General features: G+C 33.8%; 13 protein-coding genes. All 13 read right to left on the reverse strand.

Translation table 11 applies throughout. The annotated features are described in order from the left end of the window. Positions 1–14 precede the first annotated feature (14 nt). Entirely contained in the window at positions 15–1187 is a 1173-nt protein-coding gene (locus R2S08_RS03040) for an MraY family glycosyltransferase (protein ID WP_316833813.1), read from the reverse strand. Between the two features lie 187 nt (positions 1188–1374). Next, complete coding sequence (locus R2S08_RS03045) at positions 1375–2520, reverse strand: glycosyltransferase (RefSeq protein WP_316833814.1); 1146 nt, start codon at positions 2518–2520, stop codon at positions 1375–1377. Positions 2521–2549: 29 nt separating this feature from the next. Then, positions 2550–3500 carry a glycosyltransferase family 2 protein gene (locus tag R2S08_RS03050; protein WP_316833815.1) on the reverse strand — a complete coding sequence of 317 codons (951 nt, stop codon included), beginning with the start codon at positions 3498–3500 and terminating at the stop codon, positions 2550–2552. 17 nt (positions 3501–3517) lie between these two features. After that, the gene (locus R2S08_RS03055) at positions 3518–4660 is read right to left on the reverse strand and encodes a hypothetical protein (RefSeq protein WP_316833816.1); all 1143 of its coding nucleotides are present in this window, start codon (positions 4658–4660) and stop codon (positions 3518–3520) included. Beyond that, positions 4653–5762 carry a hypothetical protein gene (locus R2S08_RS03060; RefSeq protein ID WP_316833817.1) on the reverse strand — a complete coding sequence of 370 codons (1110 nt, stop codon included), beginning with the start codon at positions 5760–5762 and terminating at the stop codon, positions 4653–4655. The genes R2S08_RS03055 and R2S08_RS03060 overlap by 8 nt, the downstream gene beginning before the upstream one ends. After that, positions 5752–5973, reverse strand: a complete 222-nt coding sequence (locus R2S08_RS03065) for a hypothetical protein (protein ID WP_316833818.1) — start codon at positions 5971–5973, stop codon at positions 5752–5754. The genes R2S08_RS03060 and R2S08_RS03065 overlap by 11 nt, the downstream gene beginning before the upstream one ends. Positions 5974–5979: 6 nt before the next feature. After that, entirely contained in the window at positions 5980–6630 is a 651-nt protein-coding gene (locus R2S08_RS03070; protein ID WP_316833819.1) for a DapH/DapD/GlmU-related protein, read from the reverse strand. Between the two features lie 402 nt (positions 6631–7032). After that, the gene (wecB, locus tag R2S08_RS03075; protein ID WP_316833820.1) at positions 7033–8154 is read right to left on the reverse strand and encodes a non-hydrolyzing UDP-N-acetylglucosamine 2-epimerase; all 1122 of its coding nucleotides are present in this window, start codon (positions 8152–8154) and stop codon (positions 7033–7035) included. After that, complete coding sequence (locus R2S08_RS03080) at positions 8151–9035, reverse strand: glycosyltransferase family 2 protein (protein ID WP_316833821.1); 885 nt, start codon at positions 9033–9035, stop codon at positions 8151–8153. Before R2S08_RS03080 ends, wecB begins: the two co-directional genes overlap by 4 nt. A gap of 18 nt (positions 9036–9053) precedes the next feature. Then, complete coding sequence (locus tag R2S08_RS03085) at positions 9054–10169, reverse strand: glycosyltransferase (protein WP_316833822.1); 1116 nt, start codon at positions 10167–10169, stop codon at positions 9054–9056. After that, complete coding sequence (locus tag R2S08_RS03090) at positions 10169–11677, reverse strand: lipid II flippase MurJ (RefSeq protein WP_316833823.1); 1509 nt, start codon at positions 11675–11677, stop codon at positions 10169–10171. The genes R2S08_RS03085 and R2S08_RS03090 overlap by 1 nt, the downstream gene beginning before the upstream one ends. 24 nt (positions 11678–11701) lie before the next feature. Further along, positions 11702–12787 (reverse strand): lipopolysaccharide biosynthesis protein, encoded by a 1086-nt coding sequence (locus R2S08_RS03095; RefSeq protein WP_316833824.1) that lies wholly within the window; start codon positions 12785–12787, stop codon positions 11702–11704. 9 nt (positions 12788–12796) lie between these two features. Continuing rightward, positions 12797–15319, reverse strand: coding sequence for an SLBB domain-containing protein (locus R2S08_RS03100; protein WP_316833825.1), 2523 nt, complete (start codon positions 15317–15319; stop codon positions 12797–12799). Between the last annotated feature and the right edge of the window lie 22 nt (positions 15320–15341).

Below are 15341 nucleotides of genomic sequence, written 5' to 3' on the forward strand. Positions count from 1 at the left end.
CTAGTTTAAATGCATTAATTCTCTGATATTTTCTCGAGAACCTGCTCTCCAAAGCTTTTTTCTTTAACAGCCGGTCCCGTGGTAACAGTATTAACGACAATTGGTCTTCTATATTTTCCAATATACAAGGTTAATAGTCCGTTTGAACATAGAGCAGTTGCAATGATTAGGCCAACCAGCTGAGCATTACCCAGAAACTGAAGAGAAACAGCCATGACAACAAATAGTGAATTTGTTACGGTAAGTATTAATGTAGATTGAACATGACTTAAACCCAAACTCAACAAACGATGGTGCAAATGGTTGCTGTCTGCAGTAAAGGGTGATTTCTTATTGAGCATTCTGAGGGTAAAGACACGAAGTGTATCAAAAACAGGAATTATCAGAACAGCCAGAACAAGTCCGAGGTTTGCTGTAATAGGAACAACACCAAAAGAGATTGCTTTAGCATCTGATAAGTTCAAAAATTTGATGCTTAAAACAATTGAGATGAATCCTAACACCAAAGAACCACAATCTCCCATGAAAATTCTGGCTGGTGTAATGTTATAAAATAAAAAGCCAATCAGTGCACCTGTTAAGGCTATTGCAAGATAAGCCCATCCTATTTCTCCTGCCTGAAAAAACAGAAAGGCATAGGTTAAGCTTACCATTACCCCTAAGGAAGCCGCCAGACCATCTATGCCATCAATAAGATTAAAAGCATTGATTACCCCTACCATAACAATCACCGTCAGTGCAACGCTGGCATAATAGTTCAAATGATCAAAGCCAAGAATACCATGCAAATTTTCAATCCTTAAGTCAGCTATAACCGCGATGATTAAAGCATTTGCAAATTGTGCTCCGAACTTAATTAATGGACTTAGTCCAATCATATCATCCTTCAATCCAATCATAAAAAGAATTAATCCCGCCGCCATTAATAAACGCGCATGCGGTAATAAGGCTGTTGGAATAAATAATGAACAGGAAAAAATGAAAGCTGTAAATATAGCGACACCACCAAAATTAGGAATGATACGTTTATGGATCTTTCTGGACTCAGCAGGGGCATCAAAAAGCCGCTTTCTAACCGCTAAAGTTATGATTGGTGGTATTGCAAATACGACAAGCAATAGGCTTGTTAGGAAGATGATTGTGAGAAGCATAATTTCTTTTTTTATGTGTCCTATCGTTGTAAACAACAATAGAGCCAAAAACGCTACAAAAATAGAAAAAAAAAGTAAGTTAACTAATATTCCTCTCGTTATCCACAGTTGGCTAACCGCTAATCAAAAATCTATTGGGTTTCTCTTAAACAATTCGCGTGACAAATCTATAATTGAATTCGCTCAAAACCCCTTCTCAGTCGATTACAGAAAGACTATTTATTTAAATATTTTCAAACATTTTTAATTGTTGATTAACAAACAACATTCTATCTAATTTCTCTCTATCCTTTGAAATAGCAGTTTTAAAATGACTTCTCATTGCAGCATTGTTTTTTAATTCAACAATTGCTTCTGCAAGCTCTCCAATAGTTGGACTATTTAAAACTATACCATTAATCCCATTTGTTATTAAATCGTTACAGCCCCTAGAATCGGTCGTAATAACAGGAATGCCCATTGCTAAAGCTTCAATAATACATACAGGCATACCTTCACGCATACTTGGAAAAGTAAAAATATCAGTAATTGCAAGGTATTTCTCAACAGACGAAGTGAATCCGACATCGATTACATTTTCCGACTGGTCACACCATACTTCTTGTTCAATGTTAAGACCGGTTGGATGTAAATTATCCTTACCGCCAATTAACAAAAGCTTTAAGTTTGTCTCTTCAAGTTTTTCGATAGCATGCCTTACCGCATTTACTACCAGTGAGAAACCTTTAAAACTGACAAATCTTCCAGTAAAAGCTAAAACGAAATCTTGAGGTTTTATTCCCAGCTGCTGTTTAAAATCGGCTTTATAAGATTCTGTAAAATTATGAATGTTAAATCTGTTTATATCACATCCTAGTCCTTTAGTACTAAGCAAATTAATTTGTTTAGGATAAGTTGCAGATAACAAATTATAATCAAATTTGTTTAGTACCCAAATTTGATCTAGACGTCTGCAACAAATATGTTCAACAATCTTAAAAATTATTTTTTTGATTTTTCCATCAATAATAGGATATCCAACCCCATGAAATGTCCCAATTGTATTTACTTTTAAACGTCCTAGCAATAATGTAGTAAACATAGCAGTGGTAAAATGAATACTGATCACACTAGGATCAATCCCATCAATGCTTGCTTTAATAGCAACACATGCTTTAATCTGCGACAAAAGATTAAAACTACGTGGAAAATTAAGAAAATGAAACTTTACACCTAGATTTTCATAAGGATATTTATCCTCATAATCGATCACCTTTATCGGGGAGCATATTACATCTACACTGTGGCCCTTTCTCAAAAGTTCTACAGCAGTTTCTGCTAAAAAATTATTGAAACCGCTATAGTCGGTAATTATAAACAATATTTTCATGCTAGTTTCTAAAGACCCGTTCTTTCATATTAACCTTTGTTAGCACCGATAATATTATTATTAAAATTATGTGGACATTTGCCAATGACTCCTTTAAAGCCATCTTTAAACCCACTAAAACTATATTTAAAATACATTCCCCTATCGTTCGACAAAACTAGAAATACAATAAAGCGAAATGTATTAAATACAACCTCTCTGATTTTATAACCAATGGATATACTTGGATTTTTAACCATATAAATGCTATTTCTAAACAAATAATATCGCCGAAGTGGGCTGTGCACGGAGATAGTACGCCCGAATATAGAAATACGATTATCGCCTATTGTATGACTCATCTTCGCTAGCGGAGTTGCATACACCCCATAGCCCAGAGATTTCGCCCTAAATGACCATTCCACATCAATATAATCAATGAATAAATCCTCATTCATATATCCGATCTTGTCAAAGATATCAACTGAAATTAAACATCCAGAAGCAATTAAAAAGGTTGCTTGAACGGGATCGTCTTCAGGTTGAATACGTTCAATAAATGGTCCGATATATTTAGTAATTGGATATATCTCTCCAGTTAATTCATTATAATATGTGGGTCCCACTGCCGCAACTTTGAATCCACCCTTTTTCAGACCAATTTCAGATGCAATTAACCCCTCAACAAAACCCTCATTCAATACTGAATCCTGATCAAAAAGGAGTACATGCGTAGCAGATTTAGAGATGGCCAACTTAATTCCGTCGTTTTGAGCTTTGCCTAAACCGACATTTGATGCATTCTTTAAAAGACAGCTTTTCAGAATGTCCTTCAAATTGTCAGAATTTAAAAGTAATTCAATTTGGTCAATATTTTTTGAATCATTATCAACTACTATTATAAGGTCAACCTGTTTTACAAGTGACATTAATTGACGTAAAAAAAGATCTAAATCAGGATTGAAAGTGACTATAACAGCACAAATTAAATGGCTATCCATATACGTGTTTTTTTTTATCAAGTTAGTTGTTGTTTATCGAATATCTTTACATAAACAAATGCTAGAAACAGCATAGAGAATATAGAAAATAAAACCGGGTTAGAAAATGAAACAATAAAATAGAGTACTAATGCTCCTTTAATAAAAATATCAGAATTGGTTCGACTTAAAAATGGCAAAAAATAGAAAACACAGAAAACTACAAACGAGATAACTCCATATTTTCTGATGTACTCTAGTTGACTAATTTCTATATTGTCAGCAATAGCAGAAATACCCGTCGAAAAAAAAGTAGAACCAGGTCCTTGACCGAAAAAGAAATATAACGGATTATTAGCAAAAACATGATATACAGACATAAAATGACCATTTCTTATATCAATTGCATCGCTTTCTCCTGTAAAGACACTGAAAAGTTCTTTACCAAAGGGCAAACTTTGTAAAAGCATAAATATTAACACAAAAATTACAGGAAGAAACATTAACCTAGTCAAAGACTTTCTAAAAAACAGAAAACTAGCCCATAATAACAAAACTATGAAACCGAATCGGGATGGAGCAAGCATTAAGCCCAACAAAATAGTACAAAAAACAAAATAATTTTTACTTCGCAAGGATAATGCCCCACATATAATTACACTTAACGTCCCTTGAAAATAAACATTAGGAAGGATATCACCGCTTAAAAAATTTTTACTTCCAAAGAACCCATCAGAATGACTAGATATATAATCATTTATACCAACGATGAAGCCGATATCCATCAGCCTGCCAAAAAAAAGTAATACGACAACAGTCGAGAATATTGCCCCTGCTAATACAAAGCATCTTTCTGATAGACCACTTCCTTTAGCATAGAAATAAAATAATGGTATTAACATAAAAGCCATCAACCAAACTAAAATTTGAGGAATCGGTATTGAATTCGAAATAGATGTTAATATTCCTGGCACTAATGACAATAAAAAAAAGATGTATATAATTAAAAAAGTTTTATTTACAGATTTATATGCTAGTACCCCTTTCATCGCGAAATAAAACATAATTAAAAAAGAAATATTCCTCAAACGAAGTCCTCCTCCAGAATCTAACATTAATAATGTTAGACAAGTTACATTAAGGAGTACGTTAATTTTCGGCTTTTCAGTCACCTTAGTCATGTAGTTTTTTTAGCATATCGTTGATTTGTTGTCCCCTAATAGCCCAGGTATTTTTATAACAGAACTCCCTTGATTCAACAGAATCTCGTTTAGATCTGAAACAATTATCCTGAATTAAACTTATAAGCTCCATATACTCTTCAAAATCTGAATAGAGATAGACAAAATTTTCAAATTTCTCTGATTCCTCATATCTAACGGATATAGACGGTTTTCCTGCATAAATATATTCATATAATTTAACAGGATTGACCGAACGTATCAAGTCCGTAACTTGAAAAGGCATAAATAATATATCTGCGTCTTCCATAATACCAGTTATTTCTTTATGAGCTTGCGGACCATATACAAGTATTTTGTCATGCACAGGTATGCTACTTTCATTAGGACCAACAAAATGATAAAGAATATTAGAGTTAACATCTAGAGATTTTAATATAAGTTCCCAATCCATCCACGTTGCAATTGTACCTATGTATACTATATTTATCTTTCTATCGTCTCTTCTAATAATTGTTTTCTTTATAGATGCTGAAGAGGACATAAATAGGCCCCCTGATATACCATTATTAATGGTCAAAACATCCATTTTCAAATCATACCTATTTATAAGCTTTTCTTTGAGATTTTCAGAGGAACAAATAATCACATTTGACCTACTTAATAGACGTCGTTCTGCAGATTTGTAATAATTATAAGTACGGGGAAAGTCCTTTATGGATGAAAAGGACAACATATCATCCATGCAATCATAAATTAATATCTGATCATCTTTCAAGTCAGGCAGTAAATCATAAAGATCTGGACTCGTAACCCAAACGTATCTACAAGAGGATACAATTCTCCTTAGTTTGCTTTTTGTTATTATTTTATTTAAAAACCTTGCAGTCGCCGACTTAGCATTAAAAGGAAACATACGAATCGGCAACAGATTTAAACCTGTAGTCTCAGATGATTGATTTTTTTTAGAAAATGGCTTTTTATAACCTATTAAAACACTAAAAGTCTGACTTAATTCCTGAGCTAGGAATTGTGGCCTCTGTTTTGCCCATGTCCAAGGAATGTGCATAAAATAGAATAATCCCTCTTTCTTATTGTTCATATGATTTTATTTTACCAATGGTTAAAGCCGTACAATAACCGTTATCGTATGGATAATTTACTTCACTTATCTTATTATACTTTTCCCTTTCTATAATAAGTTCAAGACCTTTCGTGGGATTTACAATAGTGAGATCAATTATCGATTGCATACTTTTTCTTATTAATTTTTCAGCTTTCAAAGCAATAATAAAGGAAACTTGTATATTCATGAGCAGCTATATTGTTTTTATAATTATAGCTGGTATGCCTGCAACTACGGTGTTTTTAGGAACTGATTTAGTTACCACAGAATTGGCCCCAATAATAGAGTTTTCACCTATGATAACATTCGGCATAATCGAAACATTCTCTCCGATCCACACATTATTTTCAATAATTACCGGTCCTTTACTTATAAGTTTTCGTTGACTTGGTGGTGTACCTATAATATCTTTTGTCGTATTTCCATGAAAATGATCTGTGATAAAAACTTTACTGGCTATAAGAACATTATCGCCTATGATAACCTTGTTTATGCATCCAATATGACAGTCATAATTTATAGCCACATTATTGCCAATTGATAATATTGGATTAAAAATCTGGGTTAAAAATGAGGTATGAGCTTCAAGTCTCAGCCTCGAATAACTAATAAAGTTATCACCTATACTAATGTTTTTACCCCCAAGTAAATAGAGTGGATAAGATATAAGTAAATTTTTACCCGAGAGTTTTAATGATCTTGAAATCCGGCCACTATAAAGTACATTAAAAACAAATGATAGATTTCTCGATAAATCTGGGTTAAATATGAGATGTGAAAGGCGTCCCAACCCTCGTATAAAAAATCCAAAAAACCTCAATATAATTCTAAAAAATATTTTCATAAATATACTTTATAAGTATTTATACATAACTAAATCCATTTTCTAACTTTAGTAAAACACCTAAGATTCAAAATTCGATCCAACACTCGTAAATTGTCTAGAAATCATAGAGACCTAAGCTTTTAACCAAAACGTATTTATAAGAAAATACTTCTCCTGCAGATACATATTCATTATTTTTTTGTCTAAAATCATACAATCGCTAGTCTAATATTAAAATAAGACATATCAATTGATAAAAGATTTAAAATCTTTTCCCTCCTATCTTTAGTTCTTTTTAGAAAAGAATTTCTTACACCTATTACCACACTAAACGTCTGATCCAACTCCTGAGTAAGAAACTGTTGCCTGTGTCTCTTCCGTTTCCAAGGAATGTGCCTTAGATTGAAAAACCATTCCTTTTTATCGATCATAGGACTTTATTTTACTCACAATTAGAGCTGCAGAATGCCCATTTCCGTAAGGATTATGAAGAGTTGCCCTTCTTTTATAAAGGTCTTCATCATTTAGTAACGTCTCAGTCTCTAAAAGAATCACATCTGTATTTGTACCCACCAAAACAACTGTTCCAGCCGCTACAGCTTCAGGTCTTTCTGTATTATTTCTCATAACAAGGACTGGTTTCCCCAGACTCGGAGCTTCTTCTTGTACTCCGCCACTGTCTGTCAAGATTATATAACTTTGAGACATCAGCCAGACAAATGCCGGATACTTCAACGGAGATATTAAATGTATATTTGCAGAATCACCCAAAATGTCATAAATAGGTTTTTGTACCTGAGGATTTAAGTGAACGGGATATATAATCTGCACGTCATCACGTTGGGAGATTAAACTCAGCGCCTTACAAATATTCAAAAATCCATCACCAAAATTTTCACGTCTATGCCCGGTTACGACAATAACTCTTTTAGTTGAAACTAATAATTCCTTTAGACCTCTAATTTCGTCATCTTCATAATTTTCCAGTTTTACGTTAGCCCACATCAACGCATCTATTACTGTATTCCCTACAGTAAATATTGTACTATCTTTAATACCTTCTCTAATTAGATTCGCTTTTGAAATTTCTGTTGGAGCGAAATGAATGTCTGCAATTCGACCCGTAATTTGACGATTAATCTCTTCAGGAAAGGGTGATCTTTTATTGAAAGTTCGCAATCCAGCTTCCACATGACAAACTTTTACTTCTGAGTAAAATGAAGCTAAGGAAGCAGCCATTGAAGTTGTTGTGTCACCGTGTACAAATACATAATCAGGCAAATAATCCAAAAAAACAGACCTCAAGCCTATTAATACATCAGCAGTCAGTTGGTTCAAATTCTGATTTGGCTTCATTAGATCAAGATCATAAAATGGTATTATTTCAAAAAAGGATAACACCTGATCCAACATCTCTCGATGTTGTGCTGTTACACATACCCTTGTTTCGAACTCTTCAGGGAACCTGTTAAACTCTCTGATGAGAGGCGCCATTTTGATTGCCTCAGGTCTTGTCCCAAATACTACTAATACTTTAATCATGAATTAATTATTATTTTAACTATACGAAGATAATCCACCTTTCCTTTTGCTAGAAACAATATCAGATTTTGAAGAACATACAGAATCTTAACTGTCATGGCTCTAAAATCACCATAGCATTTCCTAAAAAAAATAGCTCTACTACGTGTAAATATCCGAATTTTATTATAATTGAAACTTTCATTAGTTTTCTGCGACCCGCCCTCTAAATGTACTATCCTAATAAAAGGTAATAACCTAGAAATATATCCCATTTTATGAAATCTAAAACAAAGCTCTGTTTCTTCAAAATACAAGAAAAAATCAGGATCAAAAGCTCCGATTTTATCTAACACAGATTTTCTTATAAACATGTCTGCACCACAGATGTAATCAACATCCTTTTCTTTTATATCATAATTTATAACAGCACTTGCAAGATGCCTTTTAAAATATTTTTTATATAGAAGAAAAAAACCTAACTCTGAAAATGCTTCAAAAACAGAAGGGAAATTACCAAATGAGATTTGTGATTTGGCTGTAGCATCAATTAATTCAGCACCACAACAGGCTATATCATTATGTTTATCCATATAAGTCATGAAACTCGAAATAGCATCATCAATCAAATATGTATCTGAATTCAAAAGAAAAACATATCTGCCTTTTGCAATGTTTATACCTAAATTATTCGCTCTTCCGAAACCAAGATTCAATTCAGATTGAATCAATATAACATTTGGAAACTTCAATTTAATCAAGTCCTGAGATCCGTCAACGGAACAATTATCAACGACAATAATCTCAAATAATTCAGTGCGAACATGATTGTATATGGATTTAATACACTGCTCAATCAAGTCTTTTGTATTATAATTTACGATGATTATAGACACTTGCATTATTACCCTATTATTAATTTAATCATTAGTCAATAAATAATCTAGTTTTTTACAGATTACATCCCAATGGAAGTACTTATATGCATAATCTTGAACTGAAATACAATTATCCTTCAGAAATTTTGTATTTGCAGTATATTCAACCAATAGGTTTGATAATTTTTTATAATCGTCTATCTTGAATAATCCACCGTATTTACCATCGTCAGTGATATCTTTTGCCGAGCTAAAATCAGTGGATAAAATAGTACAACCAGACCTTACTGCTTCTAAGAAAACTATTGGAAAACCCTCCCATTTAGAAGTAAGCACAAATATTTTTGCCTTATCATACTTAGACTTTAGAGCTTCTCTATCATTGATAGGACCTGTAATATCAATACGGGAAAGCAATTGAGGATTTTCCTCAAAAAAAAATTTGATATATAACTCAAATGACTTTTCTATTGGTCCAATGAGTGATAAGTTCCAGTCTTTATTCATTTCCGCAAATTCCTTAAACGCTGAAAACAAAACTTCATTTGATTTTTGTAATGAACCTATTCGCCCAACAGTAATAATTAAATTATCTTTTTTCGCAAAGGCAACATCTTCTCGCACCCCACGATTATAGAAGCCATTTGGTAGGTAAACAACAGGTCGATTAAACAACCTCACTTCATTTAAGAATTTACATATAGTTTTACTTTCTGCAGTAATTAAATTGAATCTTGACGTGAACATTTTCAATAAATTCACCTTAAAGCCCTTTGTTCGGATATTAAAAATACTATCATCAGCATCTAACTTCAAATAAGTCTTCGCATTAGATCGAAAAACATTAAGTAACTTGAAAAACGTTCCGAATATGACATTTTCGATGGAATAATGATATAATTGCAAGACATCATATTTTCTATAATTCAGAAGAATAAATAATAATACATCTAAGGAGCTATAACCAAAAAATCTTGGGATAAAAACTTGATTTACTCCCTTAATTTCTGAGAACAAATAAGGATATTCTCCATTTTTAAAACTTGCAATAGTAGAAATATAATTACATTCTTTGCTTAAAGTATATGGAATCATACCAACATCCTTCACCAATTGAGCATTCTCACATCGAGGAAAAATTGTTAAAAATCGTATCATTATCTATTCCCTCTAATTTTCTTGAAAATATGTGTCAACGCTAATCTTTCATTAAGTGAAAAAATAAATATTTGGAGAGTAAGTAAAACAGTTATAATTGCCGTATTGAATAAAATTGTATAAAACGCAGAAAGGCCGAAAAATTGAAATCTACCAATCCAATACATTAAGCCAATTGTAAAAATTAGTACCCCAATATATTTAGCCGTGGTACGAAGAAATGCTTTATTCTTGTATGGAAACATATTCATCATAATACATCCGATTATCAAATGTGAAATAAAAAGAGAGATAGGGAATATATATATACCAACCTTTTGAGCTAATAATATATTTAACATCATGGTAATCAGTTGAGCCATTATCCCCCAAAAGGCATATTTCTTCCCATTACCTGATGATAAAAGAGCCATCCCAAAAATAGTATATAAAAATATAGACAACGCTGTTAAACTATAAAGTCGAACCATTTGTCCAATCTGGATTAAAATATGTTCTTCAATATTACCTTTGGCGTATAAAATTTTCACAAATGCTTCAGGACAACAAGTCAAAATAGAGATTATGAAAGTAATCGCTAATAATCCTATTTGAAAAATTTGTTGAAATTCAGTCAGAAATTTTTTTGGCTCTTTCTTCATAAACTGCAAAGAAAGTGCTGGAACTAAAATAGTCGTCAATACACTTGAAATTACTGATAAAAGAACATCCGTAAATTTTCGCGAGTAATCAATAATCGAGACGACCCCAATTCCCAAACTGCTCGATATCGTTTTTTCAAGAATTGCATTTAATTGGCCAAGGAAATAAGGAAAAAAGAAAGGTAAAGCAAACAGAACGAATGGATAAAAATCTTTGAATTGTATTTTTGTAAAATCAGACAATAAATTTATTTTGAGCTTTTTTATTTGTATTAGGATCAAAACGACTAATATAATTATGCCTGCATAATAAGAAGCGAGTAGAGAATAAATTCCAATTATAGGTGCAAGTAGTAATATTAAAATCAGATTTAATACTACCGTAATAGTACTTGAAATCTCAGGAATATAAAAAGATCCATAGGCATTTAAAATACTTATTCCTATTTGGACAGTCTGGTTTATGATTAAACATGGGGCTACAAACACTATCATTCTTAGAAGTTGCTGAAGTTCTTCTCCACCAAAAGAAGGTGCAATAATCTTTGCTAACAAGTTGGGAAAACACATGACAAAGCACACGACAAGAATAGAAACGATAGTTGTAAATAATAATAATGATTTGGTTTTCGCCAATGCCTTTTCCTCACCCTCATGCTCTTTTATAAAAATGAACTTAGCTCTAAATGTTTCATTTATTGGGCCCCAGAGTGCTGCATCCAGAATAACAATTGTATTGAAAGCTAGTATCCAGACATCCCGATCTATAGAAACACCAAAAAATTTGGCTGCTAGAGAAAGGTTTAATATTCCAAGACCAATTTTTAAAATACGTAGTAAAAAAAGAATAACAGCTTTTCGTTTCAATGAGAAAAATTATAAATTAATTACTTACACAAAAGATGCAATGGTTTTTCGTAATAAAAGCAAAACAACACAAAAAAATGCCCCTGCAATTCCCCCAAAAATGATTCCCCTTACTTTCCCAAGTTTTTCTTTATAAAGAGGTAATACAGGACCATCAATCATTTGGATTAACGGCCTTTCATTAAGTAATGTCAATTTAGTTAACTCTAAATTTCTTGTAAGTTCTATTAAAATGGCTTTGTTCATTTCGGCTGTGAATTGCGATCTTTGAATGGGGACAACTCGCTGTAATTGCCTAGTAGGATTTAAATTTGGCGTAGCATCTGATACTTCCGCAGCACCATAAATAGCGCCATTCATCACTGATCGAACTGAATCGGTCTTCCCTTTCAACACCTGTATGTTATCTAAAGATTTTTTTGTCTTGGTTTGAATATAAAAATCGTTAACATTTTTAACAATCACTTGATTAAATTTTTTTGCAAAAAACTCATCTGTAGCTTTAACTTCAACTTTAATAATGCTTAACCTCTTATCGAGCTTTGCGACGGTGAGATAATTATTATTGATACTTCCGACAAAAACCCCCATTAAGCTGTCTTGTAGCCTAGTTAGGTTTTCATTAAGGGGATTTCTTACATTAAATTTAATATCTTTTAATTTTGGATCATTCTTCCAACCATCTCTAATATTATTCAAATTAATATAGGTATCTATCAATAACTCCTTTTTATCCTTATTTACAATCTCCGTTAATAAAGTTTTTTCAATCATAGTTCGAGATTTATATAATTCAAAAATATTATCACCTTGAAAAATGCCATCTCCTCCACCAACGTTGATACCAGCCATAGATGCCAATCCAGCATACTGTGCAAGTCCACCATGGCTATCACCTTCCTCCAAGACGAAAGTACTTTGAGCGATATAAAATGTTTTCTTGAATTTAGCATAAGTAAAGCCTAAAGCGGCTCCAAAAAGACCGAAAAGAGCTATCACTTTCCATTTAAAAAAAAGGTATTTCATCCAAATCCTAATTTTCTTTATAAAATCACTTATAAAAATCTGATCTGAGCGATTGGATTGGTTATTCATATTTTCTAAGCCCATACTAATCAACTACCTTAACAAACTTACTACAATCGCTGCCAATGAAGCTACAGCCGTACCTATTCCAATCCAACTCTGCGCTGTCAAACGCTCTCTTTCCGCACGCTTTGGCACCAATATCTCAGCACCGGGTTTTACCCTTGGATAATTGTTAAAGAACAAAAACTTCTTCGCCCCTTCAACAGATCCATTTGCATACTTGATATATGCACCACTTTTCAAAGCATTACTGGTGAATCCACCTGCACCGTTCACATAATCTTTAAAACCTCTACTAGATGTATAAACAATACTATTTGGATTTAACACCTCGCCAGTTACTTTAACAGTTTGCAGCTGCCGAGGAACACGAATTACATCACCATCTTCCACAATCAAGTCAATCTTGGATAATGGTTTTTTAAGAATCTTTTCCAGATCAATCCCTACTAAGTCAGATTGAATTAGTTTTTGCTCTACTTCCGCTTTTAGCGTATCCTTAACTCCAGCCTGTTGTGCGCGTTTCAACCCTAGAAACTTCTTATCTTCCTCCTCTTTATCGTTGATCGCATTTTTATCTTTAGGATTTACCTTTTCCGCGCCTGGTCTTTTTAACGAAGCTCCAGCGACATAAGCAATAGGCGTTAAGCCTCCGGCCCTTTTGATTAGATCCGAGATCCTCTCATTCTTATTCGTAATGGTATAAATACCTGGATAAAGTACTTCTCCTTCCAATTTTACTTGTTTCTGTACCTGATAACCCTCTGAACTACGAACAGAGATCACATCAAATGGCTTCAATACAAAGTTCTCCCCTAACTTCAGATTCTGATCTACATTCACTGTAAACACCTCTGCAGTTCTTGCTGACGCAGAAGTTGCATCGCTATTTTTGATCCGCCTGGAAATTTCAATGCGATTAGGCGTAGCCCCTTCTTTAAAGCCTCCGGCCATTTGTATCACATCTTCGAGGTTCATATTCTCTGCGTAGTCAAATGAACCTGGCGCTCTCACTTCTCCCTGGATGCTTACTTTATATTCATCCCTCAAGTCAAATAAAGACGATATGGTGATCTTATCTTCCCTTTGCAAAGAAATATCTCCATCTGTACCGGCAACAATTTTAGCCACATCAAAAGAGATCAAGGCTTGTGTATTGTCGGGATTTAAGCGACTGATATAGCCCCTGTTCAAAAAGGCATCTTCTGTTAAACCATCCGCCTTTTTAATCAATCCCTTTAAGGTTAACCCTTTATCCAATTCATACTGACCCGGACGAAATACTGCGCCAATGATTTCCACGCGGTTCTCAAAGCGATCAAGAATACCTTCTACCACATATTTATCTCCATTCTTAGGTGTGTATGTGCTGAACTCTGCAGCAGCTATATCCGTTAAACGTCTTTCTTTAGCCGTATTCTGGAAAACTTTAACCTTGGCAGTATAAGCTTGCATGTTAAAGCCACCGGCGAAATCCAGTACATTTTGAAAAGCTTCCCCTTTTACTACTTCGTACAAAGCAGATCTTTTAATTTCACCTATAATTTCTACACGTGTTTTATATACCGGGATGTTGATCACATCCTGATCTTGTAAGCGTATATTTCCTTTTTGAATCCCGTTCACCAGGAAGTCATAGGCATCAATTGTACTTACAATCCTGTTGTTGCGGATTACCTGGATATTACGGAAAGATCCATTGTCATTCGGGCCACCCGAAGCATATAATGCATTAAATACGGTGGCTAAAGAAGGTAAAGTATAGGTACCTGGCTTAACCACCTCTCCTGTTAAAACAACTTTAATACTTCTGATATTGCCTAAATTAACCGTTACATTGGAACGTCCGGAACGCAATGCAGGATAGGTTTTAGACATTAGCCCCCTCAATTTGGAACTCGCCTGCTCCATAGACAAACCTGCTACAGAAACCAAACCAACATATTGTAAACGAATGGTGCCGTCAGGGCTAACCTTTAAACGGTAATTTGCCTCATTATCTCCAGTCAAATCAATTAACAATTCATCATCCGGCCCGATCACATAACTTCTGGGCGTGGCCATTCTTAAATTCGGTTCAAAAGTAATTTCGCTATTCTTAAACAACTCAGAACCAAATATTTTAGGCTTAACAATACCCATTAAATCCTTTTGCAGTAAGTTTGCTTGATCAAGAGAGTCCTTCTTTTTCTTTCCCTGATTCTTGTCACCCAGATATTGACGACTGTCTTCGGTATCATCTCCCTGATCTGTTTTCTTCTTTGAACCCGCACCTGTTGTGGAATCTGGATTTTGTTTCCTGATCTTCTCTACCCTTGCCCGTAATTTCAGAATCTCATCCGATTTCATTCCCTGCGCCGCAGCCATTTGTTCCAGCTGTGCATCGGTATAACCCACAGATTCTGCTCTTTCCATCATCTGCCGGATCTGCGCATCAGACAGTTCGTCTACTTTGACATTGGTATAATTCGTTGTCGTTTGGGCCGAAAGCCGGCTTGTAAAAACCAAACAACTTATTATTAAAAGGAGAAATAGGGTAAATGTTCTTTTCATAGGTATCCGATTAGATCGGGCA

The sequence above is a fragment of the Pedobacter nutrimenti genome, from assembly GCF_032678445.1.
Classification (GTDB): Bacteria; Bacteroidota; Bacteroidia; order Sphingobacteriales; family Sphingobacteriaceae; genus Pedobacter; species Pedobacter nutrimenti_A.